19 protein-coding genes are annotated in these 23,015 nt (G+C 60.0%); 13 read left to right on the top strand and 6 right to left on the bottom strand.

Going from position 1 to position 23,015, the window contains the following annotated elements; genetic code table 11:
* Window positions 1-23 precede the first annotated feature (23 nt).
* The 11 genes from bioB (at window position 24) to J2X66_RS04870 (ending at window position 15,020) form a co-directional block, all read left to right on the top strand.
* Complete coding sequence (bioB, locus tag J2X66_RS04920) at window positions 24-1,079, top strand: biotin synthase BioB (RefSeq protein ID WP_007947833.1); 1,056 nt, start codon at window positions 24-26, stop codon at window positions 1,077-1,079.
* A 167-nt stretch (window positions 1,080-1,246) separates the two neighbouring features.
* Window positions 1,247-2,425, top strand: coding sequence for an 8-amino-7-oxononanoate synthase (gene bioF, locus J2X66_RS04915; protein WP_310261635.1), 1,179 nt, complete (start codon window positions 1,247-1,249; stop codon window positions 2,423-2,425).
* On the top strand, window positions 2,418-3,149 hold the full coding sequence (locus tag J2X66_RS04910) for an alpha/beta fold hydrolase (RefSeq protein ID WP_310261632.1): 732 nt from the start codon (window positions 2,418-2,420) through the stop codon (window positions 3,147-3,149). The genes bioF and J2X66_RS04910 overlap by 8 nt, the downstream gene beginning before the upstream one ends.
* Window positions 3,142-3,954 (top strand): malonyl-ACP O-methyltransferase BioC, encoded by an 813-nt coding sequence (gene bioC / locus J2X66_RS04905; RefSeq protein WP_310261630.1) that lies wholly within the window; start codon window positions 3,142-3,144, stop codon window positions 3,952-3,954. Before J2X66_RS04910 ends, bioC begins: the two co-directional genes overlap by 8 nt.
* Complete coding sequence (gene bioD / locus J2X66_RS04900) at window positions 3,951-4,631, top strand: dethiobiotin synthase (RefSeq protein ID WP_310261628.1); 681 nt, start codon at window positions 3,951-3,953, stop codon at window positions 4,629-4,631. Before bioC ends, bioD begins: the two co-directional genes overlap by 4 nt.
* A gap of 107 nt (window positions 4,632-4,738) precedes the next feature.
* On the top strand, window positions 4,739-5,035 hold the full coding sequence (locus J2X66_RS04895) for a pyrroloquinoline quinone biosynthesis protein PqqE (RefSeq protein WP_310261625.1): 297 nt from the start codon (window positions 4,739-4,741) through the stop codon (window positions 5,033-5,035).
* A 278-nt stretch (window positions 5,036-5,313) separates the two neighbouring features.
* Window positions 5,314-7,119: a phenylacyl-CoA dehydrogenase gene (locus J2X66_RS04890; RefSeq protein ID WP_310261621.1), complete on the top strand. Its 1,806-nt coding sequence runs from the start codon at window positions 5,314-5,316 to the stop codon at window positions 7,117-7,119.
* Window positions 7,120-7,587: 468 nt separating this feature from the next.
* On the top strand, window positions 7,588-9,729 hold the full coding sequence (locus J2X66_RS04885; RefSeq protein WP_405046762.1) for a cytochrome-c peroxidase: 2,142 nt from the start codon (window positions 7,588-7,590) through the stop codon (window positions 9,727-9,729).
* Window positions 9,730-9,875: 146 nt separating this feature from the next.
* A complete protein-coding gene (locus tag J2X66_RS04880) occupies window positions 9,876-11,165 on the top strand; it encodes a GGDEF domain-containing protein (protein WP_310261619.1) in 1,290 nt (429 codons plus the stop codon).
* Window positions 11,166-11,255: 90 nt separating this feature from the next.
* Window positions 11,256-13,052, top strand: coding sequence for an acyl-CoA dehydrogenase C-terminal domain-containing protein (locus J2X66_RS04875; RefSeq protein ID WP_310261616.1), 1,797 nt, complete (start codon window positions 11,256-11,258; stop codon window positions 13,050-13,052).
* A 189-nt stretch (window positions 13,053-13,241) separates the two neighbouring features.
* On the top strand, window positions 13,242-15,020 hold the full coding sequence (locus J2X66_RS04870) for an acyl-CoA dehydrogenase C-terminal domain-containing protein (protein WP_310261614.1): 1,779 nt from the start codon (window positions 13,242-13,244) through the stop codon (window positions 15,018-15,020).
* A 228-nt stretch (window positions 15,021-15,248) separates the two neighbouring features.
* Here J2X66_RS04870 and J2X66_RS04865 read toward each other — a convergent pair whose 3' ends face one another.
* A complete protein-coding gene (locus J2X66_RS04865) occupies window positions 15,249-16,178 on the bottom strand; it encodes a LysR family transcriptional regulator (protein ID WP_310261611.1) in 930 nt (309 codons plus the stop codon).
* Window positions 16,179-16,347: 169 nt separating this feature from the next.
* Here J2X66_RS04865 and J2X66_RS04860 point away from each other — a divergent pair, with 169 nt between their 5' ends.
* Complete coding sequence (locus J2X66_RS04860; protein ID WP_310261609.1) at window positions 16,348-17,583, top strand: aminotransferase class III-fold pyridoxal phosphate-dependent enzyme; 1,236 nt, start codon at window positions 16,348-16,350, stop codon at window positions 17,581-17,583.
* Between the two features lie 206 nt (window positions 17,584-17,789).
* Window positions 17,790-17,948, top strand: coding sequence for a YqaE/Pmp3 family membrane protein (locus J2X66_RS04855; protein ID WP_007904205.1), 159 nt, complete (start codon window positions 17,790-17,792; stop codon window positions 17,946-17,948).
* Between the two features lie 122 nt (window positions 17,949-18,070).
* Here J2X66_RS04855 and J2X66_RS04850 read toward each other — a convergent pair whose 3' ends face one another.
* From J2X66_RS04850 to pqqB, 5 genes are read right to left on the bottom strand one after another with little or no spacing between them, the layout of a single operon-like run.
* Complete coding sequence (locus J2X66_RS04850) at window positions 18,071-19,897, bottom strand: S9 family peptidase (RefSeq protein WP_310261603.1); 1,827 nt, start codon at window positions 19,895-19,897, stop codon at window positions 18,071-18,073.
* On the bottom strand, window positions 19,863-21,017 hold the full coding sequence (gene pqqE, locus J2X66_RS04845) for a pyrroloquinoline quinone biosynthesis protein PqqE (protein ID WP_310261600.1): 1,155 nt from the start codon (window positions 21,015-21,017) through the stop codon (window positions 19,863-19,865). Before pqqE ends, J2X66_RS04850 begins: the two co-directional genes overlap by 35 nt.
* The gene (pqqD, locus tag J2X66_RS04840) at window positions 21,010-21,285 is read right to left on the bottom strand and encodes a pyrroloquinoline quinone biosynthesis peptide chaperone PqqD (protein ID WP_310261598.1); all 276 of its coding nucleotides are present in this window, start codon (window positions 21,283-21,285) and stop codon (window positions 21,010-21,012) included. Before pqqD ends, pqqE begins: the two co-directional genes overlap by 8 nt.
* Window positions 21,282-22,034, bottom strand: a complete 753-nt coding sequence (pqqC, locus tag J2X66_RS04835) for a pyrroloquinoline-quinone synthase PqqC (protein ID WP_310261595.1) — start codon at window positions 22,032-22,034, stop codon at window positions 21,282-21,284. The genes pqqD and pqqC overlap by 4 nt, the downstream gene beginning before the upstream one ends.
* A 52-nt stretch (window positions 22,035-22,086) precedes the next feature.
* On the bottom strand, window positions 22,087-22,998 hold the full coding sequence (gene pqqB, locus J2X66_RS04830; RefSeq protein ID WP_310261593.1) for a pyrroloquinoline quinone biosynthesis protein PqqB: 912 nt from the start codon (window positions 22,996-22,998) through the stop codon (window positions 22,087-22,089).
* Window positions 22,999-23,015 lie beyond the last annotated feature (17 nt).

Raw genomic sequence — 23,015 nt, 5'->3', positions numbered from 1 at the left:
AGCATAAAACAAAGGAAACGCCCATGAGCGCCAGCACCTCTGCAACCCTGCGTCATGACTGGTCTTTGGCCGAAGTCAAAGCACTCTTCGTTCAGCCATTCAACGACCTGTTGTTCCAGGCACAGACGGTGCACCGCGCGCATTTCGACGCCAACCGCGTCCAGGTTTCCACGCTGCTCTCGATCAAGACCGGCGCCTGCCCGGAAGATTGCAAATATTGCCCACAGTCCGGTCACTACAACACCGGCCTGGAAAAAGAAAAACTGATGGAAGTGCAGAAGGTCCTCGAGGAGGCCGCTCGCGCCAAGGCCATCGGTTCGACCCGTTTCTGCATGGGCGCGGCGTGGAAACACCCGTCGGCCAAAGACATGCCATACGTGCTGGAAATGGTCAAAGGCGTGAAAGCCATGGGCCTGGAAACCTGCATGACCCTCGGTCGCCTGGATCAGGACCAGACCGTTGCGCTGGCCGACGCCGGCCTCGACTACTACAACCACAACCTCGATACGTCGCCTGAGTTCTACGGCAGCATCATCACTACCCGCACCTACAGCGAGCGCCTGCAAACCCTGGCCTACGTGCGTGAATCGGGGATGAAGATCTGCTCCGGCGGCATCCTCGGCATGGGCGAGTCCCTCGATGACCGCGCCAACCTGCTGATCCAGCTGGCCAACCTGCCGGAGCATCCAGAGTCGGTGCCGATCAACATGCTGGTGAAAGTCGCCGGCACGCCGCTCGAAAATGCCGAAGACATCGATCCGTTCGACTTCATCCGCATGCTCGCCGTGGCCCGCATCCTGATGCCGAAATCCCACGTACGCCTGTCCGCCGGCCGCGAAGCGATGAACGAGCAGATGCAGGCCCTGGCGTTCTTCGCTGGCGCGAATTCGATTTTTTACGGCGAAAAACTGCTGACCACCGCCAACCCGCAGGCTGACAAGGACATGCAACTGTTCTCGCGCCTGGGGATTCTGCCGGAAGCGCGCGAAGAGCACGCTGACGAGGTGCATCAGGCGGCTATCGAGCAGGCACTGGTTGAGCAGAAGAGCAGCGAGCAGTTCTATAACGCGGCTGTTTAAGAGCCCCCGATTTATCTGAAGGAATGCAAAAACCTGTGGGAGTGAGCCGGCTCGCGATTGCGATGTAACAACCAGCATCAGTGTTGAATGTTATGACCCCATCGCGAGCAGGCTCGCTCCTACAAGGTACTGCGATAGCTTCTGAATTCTGACCGCCCGAGGCCTGCATGTCTTTCGATCTCGCCGCACGCCTTGCTGCCCGCCGTGCCGAAAACCTCTACCGGCAACGCCCGCTGCTCGACAGCCCTCAAGGCCCTGAAGTGGTGGTCGATGGCCAACCATTGCTCGCGTTCTGCAACAACGATTACCTGGGCCTGGCCAATCACCCGCAAGTGATCGAAGCCTGGCGTGCCGGTGCGGCTCGCTGGGGTGTGGGTGGCGGGGCGTCGCACTTGGTCATCGGTCACAGCACCCCGCATCATGAACTGGAAGAAGCCCTGGCTGACCTGACCGGGCGCCCGCGTGCGTTGCTGTTCACCACCGGTTACATGGCCAATCTCGGCGCGGTCACCGCGCTGGTCGGGCAGGGCGATACGGTGCTCGAAGACCGGCTCAATCATGCTTCGTTACTGGATGCCGGTCTGCTGTCCGGCGCGCGCTTCAACCGCTACCTGCACAACGACGCGGTCAGCCTGGCCAAACGCCTGGAGAAAGCCACCGGCAATACGCTGGTGGTCACCGACGGCGTGTTCAGCATGGACGGCGACATTGCCGACCTGCCGGCACTGGCGGGCGAAGCCAAGGCCAAAGGTGCCTGGCTGATGGTCGATGACGCTCACGGGTTTGGTCCGTTGGGTGCCAATGGCGGAGGGATCGTCGAGCATTTCGGTCTCAACCAGGAAGACGTACCGGTGTTGGTCGGTACGCTGGGCAAGGCGTTCGGTACCGCCGGGGCTTTTGTCGCGGGCAGCGAAGAGTTGATCGAAAGCCTGATCCAGTTCGCCCGACCCTACATTTACACCACCAGCCAGCCCCCGGCGCTGGCTTGCGCGACACTGAAAAGCCTCGAACTGCTGCGCACCGAACATTGGCGACGTGAGCATCTGAAGACGTTGATCCGCCAGTTCCGCCAAGGCGCCGAGCAAATCGGCCTGGAGCTGATGGACAGCTTCACGCCGATCCAGCCGATCATGATCGGCGATGCCGGGCGTGCGGTTCGACTGTCGCAGATGTTGCGTGAGCGCGGCTTGATGGTGACGGCGATCCGTCCGCCCACCGTGCCAACCGGCAGCGCCCGCTTGCGGGTGACGCTGACCGCCGCGCATAGCGAGGCCCAGGTGCAACTATTGTTAGAAGGACTGGCCGATTGTTTTGCCCAGCTGAAACCGGAGCCAAGCCATGCGTGATCGATTGATTCTGTTGCCCGGTTGGGGTCTCGGGATTTCACCACTGGAACCGTTGGCGGCGGCCTTGCAGGGGCTGGATGAACACCTGCGCGTCGAGATCGAGCCGCTGCCGGAACTGGAGTCGAGCGATCTGGAAGAGTGGCTCGATGAACTCGATGCGACGGTGCCGCAGGATGCCTGGCTCGGCGGCTGGTCCTTGGGCGGCATGCTGGCGGCCGAATTGGCGGCACGTCGTGGTGATCGTTGCTGCGGCTTGCTGACCCTGGCGAGTAATCCTTCGTTTGTCGCCCACGAGCAATGGCCGAGCGCAATGCCGGGTGAAACGTTCGATGCATTCCTGGCTGGCTGCAAGGCCGACCCGCGTATGACGTTGAAGCGCTTTTCGTTGCTGTGCGCACAGGGCGCCGAAGACCCGCGTGGCCTTTCGCGGTTGTTGCTCGGTGGCGCGCCCAACGCTTCTGCATCGATATTGATGAGTGGTCTGGAAGTCCTCGCACAATTGGATACCCGTCAAGCTTTGCAGGCGTTTCGCGGCCCGCAACTGCACTTGTTCGCCGGCCTCGACGGCCTGGTCCCGGCCGAAGCGGCGGGGGACTTGCTGGCACTGCTGCCGGATGTCGAAATCGGTCTGATTGAACAGGCCGGCCACGCGTTTCTTCTGGAAGACCCCCACGGTGTGGCGGGGGCGATTCAGGCCTTTTTGCATGAGTCCGGTGATGACTGATTTATCCCTTCACAACCTGTCCGGCGGTTTGCCCGACAAGCGTCAGGTGGCGACCTCTTTTTCCCGCGCCGCGGCGAGTTATGACAGCGTGGCGCAGTTGCAACGTGATGTTGGCAGCCAGTTGTTGAGTCGCTTGCCCGCGGATTTTGCCCCGGGTCGCTGGCTCGACCTGGGCTGCGGCACCGGGTATTTCAGTCGGGCGCTGGGTGAGCGTTTTCCGGCCGGTCACGGCGTCGCCCTCGACATCGCCGAAGGCATGCTCAATCACGCCCGGCCGTTGGGGGGAGCCTCCCACTTCATCGCAGGTGATGCGGAACGCTTGCCGCTGCAGGATTCGACCTGTGACCTGATCTTCTCCAGCCTTGCGGTGCAATGGTGCGCGGACTTCGGCTCGGTGCTGAGCGAAGCGCAGCGTGTGCTGAAACCGGGCGGGATTTTCGCGTTTGCTAGTCTTTGTGTAGGGACGTTGTTTGAGCTGCGTGACAGTTGGCGTCAGGTCGATGGCATGGTCCACGTCAACCGCTTCCGCGAGTTGGGTGTTTATCAGCAACTGTGTGCGGCCAGCGGCTTGAAAACAGTCAGCCTGCAAACCCGACCTCATGTGTTGCATTACCCGGATGTACGCAGCCTGACCCATGAACTCAAGGCATTGGGTGCGCACAACCTGAACCCTGGGCGGCCGGGTGGTTTGACTGGCCGGGCGCGGATCCTCGGTTTGATCGAGGCGTATGAGCAGTTTCGTCAGGCCGAAGGTTTGCCGGCGACTTATCAGGTGGTCTATGCCGTGTTGGAGAAGCCTTTATGAGCGCAGCCTATTTCATCACCGGCACTGACACCGATGTCGGCAAGACCACCGTGGCCGCCGGCTTGTTGCATGCCGCGCGGTCGGCAGGCTTGAGCACGGCGGCCGGCAAGCCGGTTGCCTCGGGCTGCGATGTGACGTCCAAGGGGTTACGCAACGCCGATGCGCTGGCGCTGTTGGCCGAGTGCTCGTTGCCGTTGACGTATGCACAGGTCAACCCGGTGGCGTTCGAGCCAGCCATCGCGCCGCACCTGGCCGCGCGGGAAGCTGGCGTGGCGCTGACGGTGCAATCGCTGTTGACGCCCATGCGCGAGATTCTCGACATGCAGGCGGATTTCACCCTGATTGAAGGGGCGGGCGGCTGGCGTGTGCCGTTGGCGGATCAGGACAATCTGTCCGATCTGGCGATGGCGCTGGGTTTGCCGGTCATTCTGGTGGTCGGCGTTCGCCTGGGTTGCATCAATCACGCGCTGCTGACGGCCGAGGCGATTGCCCAGGATGGATTGCAGCTGGCGGGTTGGGTGGCCAATATCATTGATCCCAAAACCTCGCGGCTGGAGGAGAACCTCGCGACACTCGCCGAGCGAATCCCCGCGCCATGCCTTGGGCGGGTGCCGAAACTCAAGGCGGTCACCGCTGAATCCGTGGCGGAGCATTTGCAGCTGGATTTGCTGGACTAGGTTTTAGCTATCACAAGGCACTGTGCCATTAGTGTTTTTGTCGGGCGCTTTGCCATCATGTCTGATTCAATGCCCGCTATTGATCCTCTTGCCGGACGAGTTCTCCCATGCAGATTTCAGGTAACACTGCTTTTTATGCGGGTCTGAGCACCATTCAGACAGGGCAGAACCGCGTCGATCAAGCGGCCGGACAGATCGCCAGCAATACCATCGAACGGTCGGTGACCAGCCAGTCTTCCGAAGTTCAGGTGGATCGCCTGCGTTCGGTTGATCGCAGTCAGCGATCCGACCTGACCAGTAATGTCATCGAGATGGCCCAAGGCAAATCTCAATTGGAAGCGGGCGCTAAAGTCGCCAAGGCTTCAGACGAAATGCTCGGTACGTTGATCGATACATTCGCGTGATCCCTCGCTGAATCCGCTTTCCGAACGCCGCGATTTTTCGCGGCGTTTTTCTGCGTAAGTCCTTCTCCCTCAACTAATCTTTTCTACACGGCACCTTTGCTTGAGCAACGGTGGTGCGCTGCTGCGTGTCCGGCAGATCGACGAGTCGATGACAAACGGTCAAAGATCGATGCTTGACAAGATTTGGGCGTAAACGTATGTTTCAAACAACTGTTTGACCGCCACAACAAATCAACGCGGTCGTTCATTCCCGGTTACATCAGCAGAGGTTTATCGCTATGCCTGACTACAAGGCCCCCTTGCGTGATATTCGCTTCGTTCGTGACGAACTGCTCGGCTACGAAGCGCACTATCAGAGCCTTCCGGCTTGTGCGGACGCAACTCCGGACATGGTTGACGCCATTCTTGAGGAAGGCGCCAAGTTTTGTGAGCAGGTACTGGCTCCGCTGAACCGCGTGGGTGACACCGAAGGCTGCACCTGGAGCGAGTCCGGCGTTAAAACCCCGACGGGTTTCAAAGAAGCCTACAAGCAATTCGTCGAAGGCGGCTGGCCTAGCCTGGCGCACGATGTAGAGCACGGTGGCCAAGGCCTGCCGGAGTCTCTGGGGCTGGCTGTCAGCGAAATGGTTGGCGAGGCCAACTGGTCGTGGGGCATGTACCCAGGCCTGTCCCATGGCGCAATGAACACCATTTCCGAACACGGCACGCCTGAGCAACAAGACGCTTACCTGACCAAACTGGTATCGGGCGAGTGGACCGGCACCATGTGCCTGACCGAACCGCACTGCGGGACCGACCTGGGCATGTTGCGCACCAAGGCCGAACCTCAGGCCGACGGTTCCTACAAAGTCTCCGGCACCAAGATCTTCATCTCGGCCGGTGAACACGACATGGCCGATAACATCGTCCACATCGTACTGGCCCGCCTGCCGGACGCACCGGCTGGCACCAAAGGCATTTCGCTGTTCATTGTGCCGAAGTTCATGCCGAACGCGGACGGTTCAATCGGCGCACGCAACGCGGTGAGCTGTGGTTCCCTGGAACACAAGATGGGCATCCACGGCAACGCCACCTGCGTGATGAACTTCGACGCGGCTACCGGTTTCCTGATCGGCCCGGCGAACAAAGGCTTGAACTGCATGTTCACCTTTATGAACACCGCACGTCTGGGCACCGCACTGCAAGGACTGGCGCACGCCGAGATCGGTTTCCAGGGCGGCCTGAAATATGCGCGTGATCGCCTGCAAATGCGTTCGCTGACTGGCCCGAAAGCGCCGGAAAAAGCCGCCGACCCGATCATCGTTCACCCAGACGTACGTCGCATGCTGTTGACCATGAAGGCATTCGCCGAAGGCAACCGTGCGATGGTGTACTTCACCGCCAAACAGGTCGACATCGTCAAATACGGCGTGGACGAAGAAGAGAAGAAGAAAGCCGACGCACTGCTGGCCTTCATGACGCCAATCGCCAAAGCCTTCATGACTGAAGTCGGTTTCGAATCGGCCAACCACGGTGTACAAATCTACGGCGGCCACGGCTTCATCGCCGAGTGGGGCATGGAGCAGAACGTTCGCGACAGCCGCATTTCGATGCTGTACGAAGGCACCACCGGTATCCAGGCTCTCGACCTGCTGGGCCGTAAAGTGCTGATGACCCAAGGCGAGGCCCTGAAAGGCTTCACCAAGATCGTCCACAAGTTCTGCCAGACCAACGAAGGCAACGAAGCCGTTCAGGAATTCGTCGCACCGCTGGCTGCACTGAACAAAGAATGGGGCGAGCTGACCATGAAGGTCGGTATGGCTGCCATGAAGGATCGCGAAGAAGTGGGCGCGGCCTCCGTGGACTACCTGATGTACTCCGGTTACGCCTGCCTGGCCTACTTCTGGGCTGACATGGCGCGTCTGGCTGCCGAGAAACTGGCTGCCGGCACTTCCGAAGCGGCGTTCTACACCGCCAAGCTGCAGACTGCGCGCTTCTACTTCCAGCGCATCCTGCCGCGTACCCGCACTCACGTTGCAACCATGCTGTCGGGCGCCAACAACCTGATGGACATGAAAGAAGAGAACTTCGACCTGGGCTACTAAGCCTTAACGCAGTTGCTTCAAAAAAACCGCTACTCCTTCGGGAGTGGCGGTTTTTTTTGCGTTGGGTAAACAGTAGGCGATCGCGAATAGTGCAACTTAACCTTTGTGTCTAGTTTGCTAGCAGGGCGCAATTGTTTTCAGTTTCAAATAAGTAAACCAACTTGTGTTGCAACTACAAGGCCAAGGTTGAAGGTCTGCAGGCACGTGGGTTTTGGCGGTGAGGCCCACTGTGGTTGGGGGATTTTCCCCGCAATGGGGGGGGGCTTTGACCAAAGTTGAGGCCTGTATAAAAGTTCAAAATTAATTCGTGCTTCTACTGTTGAAATCTTTTGTAACAGCTACAGTTCAATTAAGCGCCTGCCACGGTGCCTCCCATAGCGTTTCAACTTTGGCAACGACAAAGTCTAACTTTGCCAGTTGAGTGACGCCTCATGCCCGGCAACTCCATCACTGAATCGGGGTGTCATCATGGTGAACTTGAGCCTGTTTGTTCGATCTGTCCGTCTGCCCTGCGTGATCGTCTGTGGGCTGCTGATTATCAGTCTGTCCGCCAAAAATGCTTTCGCGGCGACGGCGGCGGAAGTTGATCTGCCCGTGCCCGAAGTCCCTTCCCTGCAGACGCTGCACGGCATGACACCCCCTGATCCTTCCGGCACCGAAGGCGGGCGCAAAGTCGACCTCATGACTGATTACGTGCTCAATCGCTCGGCGGCGATTCTCCTGGGCAAGGCGCTGTTCTGGGACATGGAGATCGGCAGTGACGGTTCGACGGCGTGTGCCTCCTGCCACTTTCATGCGGGTGTCGATCACCGGATCACCAATCAGATCAACCCGGGCCAGGCCAGCACCCATGCCAACGTATCGTCGATCTTCAACAAACCGTTTGTAGCCTCCGATATTCCTGGCGACGTCCCTTCTTACGCGACCCTGTCCGCCGGCAAGGGCGGCCCGAACTACACGCTGAAGAAAAACGACTTTCCGACCCACGTGTTGGCCGATCCGCTGGATCGCAACTCGCCGATTGTCTATTCGACCGACGATGTGGTCGGCTCGCAAGGGGTGTTCGACGCCAACTTCGTCAAACCGAATCAACCGCGCTTCGACAAATGCACACAGCAACCGGACGGCGTGTTCCAGGTCGGCGGTATCAATGTGCGGCGCAGCACCGGACGCAATGCCCCGACGGTGATCAACGCCGCGTTCAACGTGCGCAACTTCTGGGACGGTCGGGCTAACAACGTGTTCAACGGCTTTTCGCCGTTCGGTAATCGCGACCCTGATGCCGGGATTTTCGTCACCAGCGATCGCAGCGGGGTGGCCACCAAAGTTCGGCTGGCTCTCAACGATGCCTCTGCCGCCTCGCAGGCCGTCGGTCCACCGGGCAGCCCTGTGGAGATGTCCTGCGGCGGGCGCACCTTCGCCGACATTGGCCGACGCATGCTCGACACGCTGATGCTCAAGCAGCAGCGGATTTCATCCACCGACTCTGTGCTCGGCCCGGTTTCCGGTGCTCGCCGCCCTACCTACAGAGAATTGATCAAGGCCGCTTTCCAGCCTCGGCTGTGGAACGCCACACAACAGGTTTCGCTCGGCGGCGCGCCGTACACTCAGATGGAGGCCAACTTCCCGCTGTTTTTCGGACTGGCGATTCAACTGTACGAATCCACCCTGATCTCCGACCAGGCTCCCGTGGATGCTTACTTGCAAGGCAATCAGCAGGCGCTGAATGCGCAGCAGGTCGAGGGGATGAACCTGTTCCTTGGCAAAGGCAAGTGCGTCAATTGTCACGGCGGTGCAGAGCTGACCAACGCTGCCAGCCGCTTGCTGTTCCATCCCCGTGAGCGGATCGAACGGATGCTGATGGCTGACAACCTCACTGCGCTGTACGACAACGGCTTCTACAACACCGGTGTGCGCCCGACCTCGGAAGACCTGGGGCTCGGCGGATCCGACGCATGGGGCAACCCGCTGTCGTTCACTCGCGAATACAACACCCAGTTGCAGGGCATTAATGTGCCGGATCCACTGGACGTGGACGTGTGCACTTTCGAAGCGCTGCTGAGTGCGGGATTACCTTGCGATTCGACGCTCAAACCCAATGTCGGCTTCCACGATGCGGTGGATGGTGCCTTCAAAACCCCGACGTTGCGCAACATCGCGCTGACCGGGCCGTACTTCCACAATGGCAGCCGCTCGACGCTCAAGCAGGTCGTCGAGTTCTACAACCGCGGTGGCGACCGGCGCGGCTCGGAAGCGAACAACACCAGCGGCTTTGATCATCCGAGCGTGAATCAGCACAACACCTCCAACCTTGATCCGGACATGACCGCCCTGAACCTGACGCCAGATGAAGTGGATGCACTGGTCAAGTTCATGGAAGTCGGCCTGACCGATCCGCGTGTGGCGTGGGAACAGGCGCCTTTCGATCATCCGTCGCTGGTCATTCCACAAGGCCAGATCGGTGATGAAAACGCCGTGACGTTGAAGCCCGTCAGTCCAAAAATCACTACCCGACAAGCGGCAGATGCGCTGATTACACTCAAACCGGTCGGTGCGGAAGGGCGCCCGGCTACGGAAGGGCCACTGCTGCCGTTCTATAACGATCTCTGATGGACTGAGGTGACTGGCCGCGCTATTTGTGGCCAGTCACACACCCGCTAAAAAAACCTGACATTTCGCTCAGTAAGTCGACGTTTCTGCCGTTACAGTAGGTGGGCACAATGCCATCTATTGTCGTGACGGTCGGAGCTTTACCCTTGCCGCGTTCTTCCGCTGTGCGTTTCAGCCATTTCCTACCGTCGTTACTGCTTTTACTTGCGGGGCTTGCGGCTGCCTACATCAAGGAACTGAACGTATTCTTCACCTCGCTGTTCAACGTCCTGCCGACGTTGGTGCTGTTGCTCGGTGGTGCGTATTGCGCGGTTTACCGACGTCAGCGCGAGCTGTTTCTGATGGTCACGGTGTACATCGCCTACTTTTTGCTCGATACCCAGACCGACTATTACCGCGACAACGGCAAAGTCCGCGACGACGCCGCCGTGGTTTTCCATCTGTGTTGCCTGTTGCTGCCGCTGTTGTTCGGCGTGTTCGCGGCCTGGCAGGAACGCACACACCTGTTTCAAGACATGGTGGCGCGCTTCGCGGTATTGCTGGCTGTCGGCAGTGTTGCGTTGGGGCTGGAGCAAAGTTACCCACAGGCCTTGCTGATGTGGCTGTCGGAAATCCGCTGGCCAGCGCTGCATGGCGCCTGGATGAGCCTGATCCAGCTGTCTTATCCGGTGTTCCTCGCGTCGTTCCTGTTGCTGAGCTGGCAATACTGGCGCAACCCGCGACCGTTGCATGCCGCTCAACTGGTGGGTTTGCTCGGGTTGTTCTGGGCGCTGCCCAAAACCTTCATTCTTCCGTTTACCCTCAACATCATGTGCAGTCAGGTGATGCTGATGATTGCCGCGGCGGTCGCCCATGAGGCCTACCAAATGGCCTTCCGCGACGAACTCACCGGTCTGCCAGGACGGCGCGCCTTGAACGAGCGGATGCAGCGCCTGGGGCGGAATTACGTGCTGGCCATGAGCGACGTCGATCACTTCAAGAAATTCAACGACACTCACGGTCACGATGTCGGCGACCAAGTGCTGCGACTGGTCGCCAGCAAACTGTCGAAAATCGGCGGCGGCGGTAGGGCCTATCGCTACGGCGGTGAAGAATTTGCGCTGGTGTTCGCAGGCAAGACGCTCGAAGAGTGCATGCCGCACCTGGAAGTCATCCGCGAATCCATCGCGACCTACAATATTCAACTGCGCAATCAGGACAACCGGCCCCAGGACGACCAGCAAGGTCGTCAGCGTCGCTCGGGCCCGGGGGCTTCAAGTGTGTCGGTCACGGTCAGCATCGGTGTCGCCGAACGCGTCGAGCAGCGCACCCCCGAGAAGGTGCTCAAGTCGGCGGACGAAGCGCTTTACAGCGCCAAGGGCGCCGGGCGAAATTGCGTGGTGGCATTCGGTCAGACCCGTCGTGGCGCCGTGCGAATGGATGCCGCTGCGGGTTGAGTGATGATGGCGCATTCAGCGTCTGGACTGTGATTGTGAGGCGTGGTGGGCGGCAGTAGGTTTGAACGATCTGCTGACGGAGAAACGACCATGCCCGAGTACAAAGCCCCCTTGCGCGACATGCGCTTTCTGATCGACCACGTCTTCGACTTCCACAGCAACTACGCTGCGCTGGGCGCCACCGAGGCTAGCCCGGACATGATCAACGCGATCCTCGAAGAAGGCGCGAAGTTCTGTGAGAACGTTCTGGCCCCGTTGAATCGCAGCGGTGACGAAGAGGGCTGCCATTTCGACAACGGCGTGGTGACAACGCCTACAGGCTTCAAGCAGGCTTTCGCACAATACGTCGAGGGCGGCTGGCATGGTCTGGCGGCGGACCCTGCGTACGGCGGTCAGGGCTTGCCGAGTTCGTTGGGCCTGGTGATCAGCGAAATGGTCGGTTCCAGCAACACTTCGTGGGGCATGTACCCCGGCCTGACCCACGGCGCGATGTCGGCGATCCACGCCCACGGCACTGAAGAACAGAAAAACACCTACCTGAGCAAACTCACCGCCGGCCAATGGACCGGCACCATGTGCCTGACCGAAGCCCATTGCGGCACCGACCTGGGCATCATCAAGACGCGCGCCGTGCCTTCAGCCGATGGCAGCTACGCGATCTCCGGCAGCAAGATTTTCATCTCGGCCGGTGAGCACGACATGAGCGACAACATCATTCACCTGGTGCTGGCGAAACTGCCGGACGCGCCGGCGGGCACCCGCGGCATCTCGCTGTTTATCGTGCCTAAATTCCTGCCCGATGCCGAGGGTGAGGCGGGCGAGCGCAATGGCGTTTCCTGCGGTTCGATCGAACACAAGATGGGCATCAAGGCTTCGGCGACGTGCGTCCTGAACTTCGATGGCGCCAAGGGTTTCTTGATCGGGGAGCCGAATAAAGGCCTGAACTGCATGTTCACCATGATGAACCACGCACGCCTCGGCACCGGGATGCAGGGTTTGTGTCTGGGTGAAGCGAGCTTTCAGGGCGCGATCAAATACGCCAACGACCGCCTGCAAATGCGCTCCCTGACCGGCCCGAAAGCACCGGAGAAAGCCGCCGACCCGATCATCGTCCACCCGGACGTGCGTCGGATGTTGCTCACCATGAAAGCCTTCAACGAAGGCAACCGCGCACTGACGTACTTCACCGCGCAGTTGCTGGATGTGGCGCACCTGAGCACGGATGAAAGCGCTCGCCAGGACGCCGAAGACCTGCTGGCCTTCCTGACACCGATCTGCAAAGCCTTCATGACCGATACCGGGCTGGAAGTGACCAACCATGGCATGCAGGTGTTTGGCGGGCACGGGTTCATTCGTGAATGGGGGATGGAGCAGTTGGTTCGTGACTGCCGGATTGCACCGATCTACGAAGGCACCAACGGTATCCAGGCGCTGGATTTGCTCGGGCGCAAAGTGCTCGGCAGTCAGGGCAAGCTGCTGCATGGCTTCACCAAAATCGTCCATAAGTTCTGCGCGGCGAACGCCGGGCACCCGCAGCTTGGCAGCTATGTGGCGCAACTCAACACGCTGAATCAGCAGTGGGGCGAATTGACCACCCAGGTCGGCATGGCCGCGATGAAGAATGCGGACGAAGTCGGCGCAGCCTCCGTGGACTACTTGATGTACAGCGGTTACATCATCCTCGGCTACCTGTGGCTGCGCATGGCGCTGGTGGCTCAGACGCAACTCGATGCGGGGAGCGGTGATGCCGATTATTGCCAGGGCAAGCTGGCGACCAACGAGTTTTACTTCAAGCGTTTGCTGCCGCGTACTGCCGCTCATCGGGCAGCCATCGAGGCGGGCAGTGATTGCCTGATGAAGCTTCCAGCGGAGTTGTTTGCGCTTTAGTCTTTTAAAATAAGCAACAAAGAAAGCTCGCGTAACCGCGGGCTTTTTTTATGACCCTATAGTCAATGACCAATCATTACAAAACGGTCATGGGCTGACCCTATGTGTCGTAAAAGTTGTTGGGTTACACTCGGACCCAACGAATGCACCACCCTACGAATCACCTGCTTAGATCTTGCGAGGTTTGCCATGGCTGACTACAAAGCGCCCCTGCGCGATATGCGCTTCGTTCTCAATGAAGTTTTCGAGGTTGCCAAACTCTGGGCCGAGCTGCCCGCGTTGGCCGAGACCGTCGATGCGGAAACCGTCGAAGCCATTCTTGAAGAAGCCGGCAAGGTCACCAGCAAAAGCATCGCGCCCCTGAGCCGTGCCGCTGACGAAGAAGGTTGCCATTGGGCGGACGGTGCCGTCACCACGCCGGCGGGTTTCCCACAGGCTTATCAGACTTACGCTGAAGGCGGTTGGGTTGGCGTCGGCGGTGATCCGACCTACGGCGGCATGGGCATGCCCAAGGCTGTTTCGGCTCAGGTCGAAGAAATGGTCAACTCCGCCAGCCTGTCGTTTGGCCTGTACCCGATGCTGACCGCCGGCGCCTGCCTGTCGATCAACGCCCACGCCAGCGACGAGCTGAAAGCCGCTTACCTGCCGAACATGTACGCCGGCGTCTGGGCCGGTTCCATGTGCCTGACCGAGCCGCACGCCGGTACTGACCTGGGGATCATCCGCACCAAGGCCGAACCTCAGGCCGACGGTTCCTACAAAGTCAGCGGCACCAAGATCTTCATCACCGGCGGCGAACACGACCTGACCGAAAACATCATCCACCTCGTGCTGGCCAAACTGCCGGACGCACCCGCGGGGCCGAAAGGCATTTCGCTGTTCCTGGTGCCGAAGTTCATGGTCAATGCCGATGGCAGCCTGGGCGCGCGTAACCCTTTGAGCTGCGGTTCGATCGAACACAAGATGGGCATCCAGGCGTCCGCGACCTGCGTGATGAACTTCGATGAAGCTGTGGGCTATCTGGTCGGTGAGCCGAACAAAGGCCTGGCGGCCATGTTCACCATGATGAACTACGAGCGTCTGGGCGTCGGTATCCAGGGCCTGGCCACGGGCGAGCGCTCCTACCAGAACGCCATCGAGTACGCCCGCGACCGTCTGCAAAGTCGCTCGCCAACTGGCGCGCAGAACAAAGACAAAGTCGCTGACCCGATCATCGTCCACCCGGACGTGCGTCGCATGCTGCTGACCATGAAAGCCTCGAACGAAGGCGGCCGTGCCTTCTCGACTTACGTGGCCATGCAACTGGACACCGCCAAGTTCAGTGAAGACGCGGCCACCCGCAAGCGCGCTGAAGACCTGGTGGCGCTGCTGACCCCGGTAGCCAAGGCGTTCCTGACCGACCTCGGTCTGGAAACCACCGTCCACGGCCAGCAGGTGTTTGGCGGCCACGGTTACATCCGTGAGTGGGGCCAGGAGCAACTGGTGCGAGACGTGCGTATCACCCAGATTTACGAAGGCACCAACGGCATTCAGGCACTGGACCTGGTCGGGCGCAAGATCGTCGGCACCGGCGGGGCGTTCTACAACCTGTTCGCTGACGAGATCCGTCACTTCACAGCCACCGCCAGCGCCGATCTGGCCGAGTTCACCAAGCCGCTGAACGACGCCGTGACCACCCTCGACGAATTGACTGCCTGGTTGCTCGACCGCGCAAAAAACAACCCGAATGAAATCGGCGCGGCGTCGGTCGAGTACCTGCAAACCTTCGGTTACGTGGCGTACGCCTACATGTGGGCATTGATGGCCAAAGCCGCGCTGGGTAAAGAAACACAGGATGATTTCTATGCCAGCAAGCTTGGCACGGCGCGCTTCTATTTCGCCCGTCTGTTGCCACGCATTCACTCGTTGAGCGCGTCGGTGAAGGCGGGTAGCGAGTCGCTGTTTTTGCTGGATGCTGCGCAGTTCTGACAGATGTGACGTTATGTAAGCATTCTCTTACATGACGTGCTGCTGTTTTCCCATAGGCGTAGATTGGATCCACAGCTAATCTACTTTACATGGACGTCGCGCAGGAAGCGCAAAGCAACAACACGGACACGTAGGATTCTGCCAGGACGGCGGAGTGAAATGGATGTCAGGGAAACAGTCTGCAAAGCCCCGCTTCGGCGGGGTTTTCTTTTGCCCGCAGAAAAGTGCTCAGCTCAGCCCGTCGAGGATTTTCGAGCTGTTCAAGCGTTCATCGGGCCCGTTCATCACGTCCTCCAGCAGTGTGCGTAACAAGGCCATCGAGGTCTGTTGCCGCTGTACATCCCGGCAGACCAATCCGACTTTCAGCGGCACCCGCGGCTCAGTCAGCGGTTTCCACAGCAGTTCGTTATTGCCGAGCGCCTTTTGCGAGCGCCCGGGCAGCACAGTCGCCAGCCGGGTATGTGGCAGGCTGTCGAGAATCCCCGCCATATTGTTCAGTTCGGCCTGTACCTGCGGGCGCCTTCCGAGGCTGGCCAGCTGCGTCTGCCAGATTTGCCGCACCTGGAACTCTTCTCCCAGCAACAGCATCGGTAATTCGGCGGCCTGACTCATGGAGACTTTCTTGAATTCGCGCAGCGGGTGGTCGGCGGGGATGACCAGGGTCAGTTCATCTTCGTACAGCATCACGCCATGCAACCCTGGCTGACGCGGCGGCAGGTAGCTGATGCCGATGTCCAGCGAACCGTTAAGCAGTCGTCGCTCGATTTCCAGCCCGGTCAGTTCGTAGATCTGCACCACCAGGTGCGGTTGAGCCTTGCGTACCCGCTCAAGCATCTGCGGCACCAGGCTGGTGTGCACGGTTTGCAGGACGCCGATGGCCAATGTGCGCAGCGCCTGTCCCTTGAAGTTGCCCAATGCCTCGCGTGCCCGCTGCATGCCGTCGAGCAGTGGCACTGCGTGGTTATACAAGGTGTGAGCGGCCAGGGTGGGCAACAGGCGTTTGCTGCTGCGCTCAAACAGGCTCACATCGAGGTTCTGTTCGAGATGGCGGATCTGCTGGGACAACGCCGGCTGAGAGATTGAAAGCCGCTCAGCGGCCCGGCCGACGTGGCCTTCTTCGTAGACCGCGACGAAATAACGCAGTTGCTTGAAATCCATAAGATGTACTTATCGAAAATGCTGGGAAATCGAAATGGCTCAACGCCGTGCAAGCGCCTAGTCTAACTGCATTCACAAGGCTTACAGGGCCATAGAACGCGATGAATACCGTTTGCTGCGAAGGCGTTTACATAGGTAAGGCAAAAAACCTCAAACGAGGTTTTTCCAGATGAATCTGTTCAATTTGCGGCGTAATCCGCCGAGTCTTGACGACCTTGCTGCGGACACTTTCCAGCCATCCCACCGCGACAACCTTTCCAGCGAGTACCTGATGCCCAGCGTCGAGCGGCCGAAACAGATTTTCGTGCGTGGCCAAGGCTCCTGGTTGTGGGACAGCGATGACCGCGCTTACCTGGACTTCACGCAAGGTGGTGGGGTCAACAGCCTGGGGCACAGTCCTTCGGCAGTGGTCCAGGCGATTTCGCAACAGGCTCAATCACTGATCAATCCCGGTTTTGCTGTGCACAATCGCGGCATGCTCAACCTTGCCGGGCGCCTCTGCAGCGCCACTGGCAGTGATCAGGCGTACCTGCTCAACAGTGGCCGCGAAGCGTGTGATGCGGCGATCAAACTGGCGTGTCAGTGGGGCCAACGCTATCGCGGTGGGGCTTCGCGCATTATCGTTGCCGGCAACGGCTGCCCAGACCTTCGTTTCGGAACGCTGGCGGATTTTCACCCCGTTCCCTTCAATGATCTGGCGGCAATACATGCAGCGGTCGACGCCGGGACCGTAGCCATCATGCTTGAGCCGATCCGGAACGCGGCGGGAGTGATCCCGGCCACCGAGCATTACCTCAAGGGTGTGGAGCGCCTGTGTCGTGAGCTGGGGATTCTGCTGATTCTCGACGAAGTACAAAGCGGTATCGGCCGTTGCGGCACCTTGCTCGCAGAACAGTCCTACGGCGTTCGGGCAGATATTGTCGTCCTCGGCGAAGGGCTGGGCGGTGGCGTGCCGCTCGCTGCGTTGCTGGCGCGAGGCAAGGCCTGCTGTTTCGAGATCGGCGAATTGAGCGGCACCCATCACGGCAATGCCCTGATGACGGCGGCCGGGCTGGCGGTACTCGACAGCGTGCAAGACAAGGGTTTTCTTGAGCATGTCCGGGAAGTGGGGCAGCACCTGAGTGAAGGCCTCAGGCGTCTGGCTCATCGTTATGGCCACGGCGAATTGCGTGGGCAAGGGCTGCTTTGGGGACTGACGCTGTCGGACGACTCGGCCGACGCCGTGGTCAATGCTGCGCTGTACGAAGGCCTGTTGCTCTGCGCCCCGCAACCCGACTGCCTGCGCTTCACTCCCGCACTGACAGTCAGCAATGCCAACATTGACGAAATGCTTCTGCGCCTGACTCGCGCCTTCTCCCGAGTACGCACCGCGCAATTGCAGTGCCGCAAAGGGATTGCGGTCTGATCAGACCTGTCCCACGCACATTCCAGAACCGTCTCGCGGTAATAACGCATCGCCCCACGTTTGATTCTTTTCGCGTGGGGCGTTTTTTTGTCCGCAAAGCACGGCGAAGTCTTGGCTGAAAGGGGAAGTGACTGAACCCTGACGAACGGCACAGGTCGATTAACTGTAAGGCTCACACGAGCCACTTCCCATCAGGAGCTGCCCCCATGGACTTTATTCGAATCATCATCGCCATTCTGTTGCCGCCGTTGGGTGTGTTTCTGCAAGTCGGATTCGCCGGCGCGTTCTGGCTGAATATTCTGCTGACGTTGTGCGGTTATATTCCGGGGATCGTGCATGCGGTGTACATCATCGCCAAGCGTTGAGCTTGGCGGCGTCAGGTAGATCGCTTTCGCGAGCAGGCTCGCACACATAGGTGCACAGAAATCCTTGTGGGAGCGAGCCTGCTCGCGAAGGGGACGCCACAATTGCGGATTGATCTCAGACTTCAGTCCCCAAGCTCCATCACCCGTCGATAAAACGACCACTCCTGCTCCAGCGCATGCGCCTGATTGCCCGCCTTGCGAAAGCCATGGCGTTCGTCTGCGTAGTAATGCGCTTCAACCAGAATGCCGTTGTCCTGCAGCGCCGTAACCATGTCACGGGTCTGTTGCGGCACGACCACGGCGTCCAGTTCCCCTTGAAAGAAAATCACCGGCACGCCGATGTTGCTCGCATGCAGCAGCGGCGTGCGCGCGGCATAGCGCTCAGCATCCAGCACCGGATCGCCGATCAGCCAGTCCAGATAATCGCCTTCGAATTTGTGCGTTGCACGCCCCAATGCCACGGGATCGCTGACGCCGTATAAACTGGCGCCGGCGCGGAACACCTTCTGAAACGCCAGCGCACAAAGAGTGGTGTAGCCGCCAGCGCTGCCGCCGCGGATGAACGCCTTTCTACCGTCGACCAATCCACGTTCGGCGAGATGGGCGACCACCGCACAGGCGTCTTCAACATCGACGTCGCCCCAACTCAAATGCAGTGCCTGGCGATAAGCCCGACCATAGCCGCTGCTGCCTCGGTAGTTGAGATCGGCCACGGCAAAACCGCGTTGCGCCCAGTATTGAATGCGCGGATCGAGCATCGGGTAGCACGCCGATGTTGGGCCGCCGTGAATGAACACCACCAGCGGCGGCGTTGCATCCCCGTTCATTGCTGGATAGTAGAAACCGTGGGCTTCACCTGAACCGCTCGGGTAGCGCAGGGTTTGCGGGACGCTGATCAGCTCGGCGGGTAACGGGGCAATCCCGCCGGCCAGTACCTTGACCTGTCGGCTGTGGCGGTCGATGGCGATCACCGCCGATGAACTGATTGGCGATGCAGCGATGCAATAAATGAACTGCTCATCCAGTGCCAGATGGCGGAAGCGACTGTAGTCACCGGTGAACTCTTCGGTGGTTTCACCGCAAAGACCCAGGCGGCCGAAACCCTGTTCGGTCCAACTGGCCAGGTAGTTGTCTTCACCCAAAGGCAGCCAGGTGCAACCACCAAGTTGCCAGGGCGCCGGCCCATGATCCGCAGCGGCACAGGGCAATGGGCTCAAACCCGCTGAAGACTCCACCCATGGCTGCCAGAAACCGCCACGGTCCGTCAGACAAAGCAGTCGACCACTGTCATCGAATCGAGGTTGTTGCAGTGATTCCTGAACACCCTCGCCAGCCACGCAGCGTGGCGATGCAAACCCTCCATCGCTCTGACGTTCGACAACCATCAGCCGCGTCGCGGTCCAGGGCTGATCCGGCCGGCTCCACTCGATCCACGCGAGGCGTTGCGAGTCTGGGCTCAAGGTGGGCGCTGCATAGAAGTCGGCACCTTCTGCCAACAGGTGACGCGTGCCGTCCTTCACATCAATCGCCACCAATCGATGCCGGTCGCGGTTCTCTTCAACCGCTAAAACCTGTCCGTTGGCAAATTGCAGATCACCGAAACGGCATCCGCCTGAGGTCAGTCCTTCAGGCGTTTCCCCCTTTAACGATTGCCGATACAACTGCTGGTCCGCCTCGTTGACGAACACGATCCCGTCATCGGTCAGGCAAAACGCGCCACCGCCATATTCGTACACCCGACTGCGTACACTGAAACCCGCAGGTGTCAGGCAATGTGCCTGGCCCTCGCGCCAATGCCAGATCCGGCAGGCGGCGTCTTCAGGCCGGTATTTGTTCCAGAACAAGCCATTGCGACCGACCTGCAGCTCGGCAAAATCGACACCGGCAGCGACAGCTTTAGCCGCGCTGAAGGGTTCAGCTTTTTGCGATGAGGCGTGAGTTTCGTTCATTGCGAAAGGCCAGTTGTTCGATGGTCTGGGTCGCGTGCTCGGCTTCTTCGCGGGCCTTGAGGATCACGCCGTGATGTTCGGATTTGCTGCACACCGGGTCGGCATTGCTCGCATCACCCGTGAGCATGAACGCCTGGCAGCGGCAGCCGCCGAAGTCCTTTTCTTTCTCGTCACAGGAACGGCAAGGTTCGGGCATCCAGTCGTAACCGCGAAAGCGATTGAAGCCGAACGAGTCGTACCAGATGTGCTGCATGCTGTGGTCGCGCACATTGGGAAACTGCACCGGCATCTGCCGGGCGCCGTGGCAGGGCAGGGCGGTGCCGTCCGGCGTGACCGTCAGGAAGATGCTGCCCCAGCCATTCATGCAGGCTTTCGGGCGCTCTTCGTAATAGTCCGGCGTGACGAAAATCAGCTTACATGGATGGCCTTCGGCTTCCAGTTTGGCGCGGTATTCGTTGGTGATGCGTTCGGCGCGGACCAGTTGTTCCTTGGTCGGCAACAGACCGACGCGATTGAGCTGCGCCCAACCGTAAAACTGGCAGGTGGCGAGCTCGACGAAGTCCGCCTCAAGGGCGATGCACAGCTCGATGATGCGGTCGATCTTGTCGATGTTGTGCCGATGGGTGACGAAATTCAGCACCATCGGATAGCCATGAGCCTTCACCGCGCGGGCCATTTCCAGCTTCTGTGCAAAGGCTTTTTTCGAGCCGGCCAGCAGGTTGTTCACCTGCTCATCGCTGGCCTGAAAGCTGATCTGGATATGGTCCAGGCCGGCCTTCTTGAAGTCGCTGATTTTCTGTTCGGTCAGGCCGATGCCAGAGGTGATCAGGTTGGTGTAGAAACCCAGCTTGCGCGCCTCGGCAATCAACTCGGCGAGGTCCTGGCGCACCAACGGTTCACCACCGGAAAAGCCCAACTGCGCCGCGCCCATCTCCCGCGCTTCGCGGAACACCTTGATCCACTGCTCGGTGCTCAGTTCTTTGCCTTGCTCGGCGAAGTCCAGCGGATTGGAGCAGTACGGGCATTGCAGCGGGCAGCGGTAGGTCAGCTCGGCCAACAACCACAGCGGCAGGCCGATTTCCGGTTTGGGCGGTAACGTGTCTGACGCGGAATCAGGCAAGTTCGATCCAGTGCTGAGCACGGGCGACCTCCATGAATTGCTCGATGTCTTCACCGAGCTCGGGCACGCCGGGGAACTGCTTGTCCAGTTCGGCAATGATCGCTGCGACATCGCGTTCGCCGTCGATCAAGCCGCCGATCAGCGCGGCGCTTTCATTGAGTTTGATCATGCCTTCCGGGTACAGCAGCACATGGCCTTTCTGCGCCGGTTCGTACTGGAAACGGTAGCCGGTACGCCAGGTCGGGGTCTTGCTGCGTTCGAAACTCATAAGGTGATTCCTTTGTGCCAGACCCGTTGTTCGGTCACGCTGTGATACGGCGGGCGTTTCAGTTCATAGGCCATGCTCATGGCATCGAGCATGCTCCAAAGAATGTCCAGTTTGAACTGGAGAATTTCCAGCATGCGCTCCTGGCCTTCCCGCGTCGTGTAGTGCTGCAAGGTGATGGCCAGACCGTGTTCCACATCGCGACGCGCCTGGCCCAGGCGAGTGCGGAAATACTCGTAGCCGGCCGGGTCGATCCACGGGTAATGCTGTGGCCAACTGTCCAGGCGCGATTGGTGGATCTGCGGTGCGAACAGTTCGGTCAGCGAACTGCTGGCGGCTTCCTGCCAACGGGCCCGGCGGGCGAAGTTGACGTAGGCATCCACGGCGAAACGCACGCCGGGCAGGACCAGTTCCTGGGAGCGCAACTGATCCGGGTCGAGGCCGACGGCCTGGCCCAGACGCAGCCAGGCTTCGATGCCGCCGTCTTCGCCGGGGGCGCCGTCGTGGTCGAGCAGGCGTTGAATCCACTCGCGACGGACCTCGCGGTCCGGGCAGTTGGCGAGGATCGCGGCGTCTTTCAGGGGAATGTTCACCTGATAGTAGAACCGGTTGGCGACCCAGCCCTGGATCTGCTCACGGGTCGCCCGACCGTCATACATCGCCACGTGGTAGGGGTGATGGATGTGGTAATAGGCGCCTTTGGCGCGCAGGGCAGCCTCGAATTCGGCGGGGGACATTGGGGTGTTGGTCATTGCGGTTCTCCGGGTATGACCGTAGGTGTGTAGCGCTTTGCGGTCTCGACTCTTAAAGCACAATACTCATGCCGTCATACGCCACTTCAACACCCCGCCGAACCAGCTCGGCACGCTCCGGCGAATCCTCATCCAGTATCGGATTGGTGTTGTTGATGTGGATAAGCACCTTGCGTTGCTTGGGTAATTGCTCCAGCACTTCCAGCATGCCGCCGGGGCCGTTCTGTGCCAGATGGCCCATTTCCCGACCGGTGCGAGTGCCGACGCCACGGCGCTGCATTTCGTCGTCGTCCCACATCGTGCCGTCCACCAGCAAGCAATCGCTGCTCGCCATGATTTCCAGCAGCGGTGCGTCGACCTTGCCCAGACCCGGTGCGTAGAACAGCTTGCCGCCAGTGCTCAGGTCTTCAACGATCAGGCCGATGTTGTCGCCGGGGTGCGGATCGAAACGGTGTGGTGAATAGGGCGGGGCGGCGCTGCGCAGCGGCAGAGGGGTGAAGCGCAGGTTCGGGCAGGCCGCAATGTTGAAACTGCGGTCAAGCTCGATCCGGTTCCAGTCCAGCCCACCGTTCCAGTGGGTCAGCATGGTGAACAGCGGAAAACCGGTGCTCAAATCTTCATGGACCATGTCGGTGCACCAGACCTGATGCGGACACCCTTCGCGCAGGCTGAGCAGGCCGGTGGTGTGGTCGATCTGGCTGTCCATCAGGATGATCGCGCTGATGCCGGTGTCGCGCAGGGCCCGGCCCGGTTGCATCGGGGCGAAACTCTGGAGTTGGGCGCGAATGTCCGGCGAAGCGTTGCACAGCACCCAGTTCACGCCATCATCGGAAATGGCGATGGACGACTGGGTCCGCGCCTTGGCGTTCAGGCTGCCATCGCGAAAACCGGCGCAGTTCACGCAGTTGCAGTTCCACTGGGGGAAACCGCCGCCGGCGGCGGAACCTAGAATCTGGACAAACATGGCCGCTCCATCATTCG

It is taken from the genome of Pseudomonas sp. 3296, assembly GCF_031456615.1.
GTDB lineage: Bacteria > Pseudomonadota > Gammaproteobacteria > Pseudomonadales > Pseudomonadaceae > Aquipseudomonas > Aquipseudomonas mucoides.
Note: the sequence above shows the minus strand (reverse complement) of the source record. Positions and strands in the feature narration are given on the sequence as shown.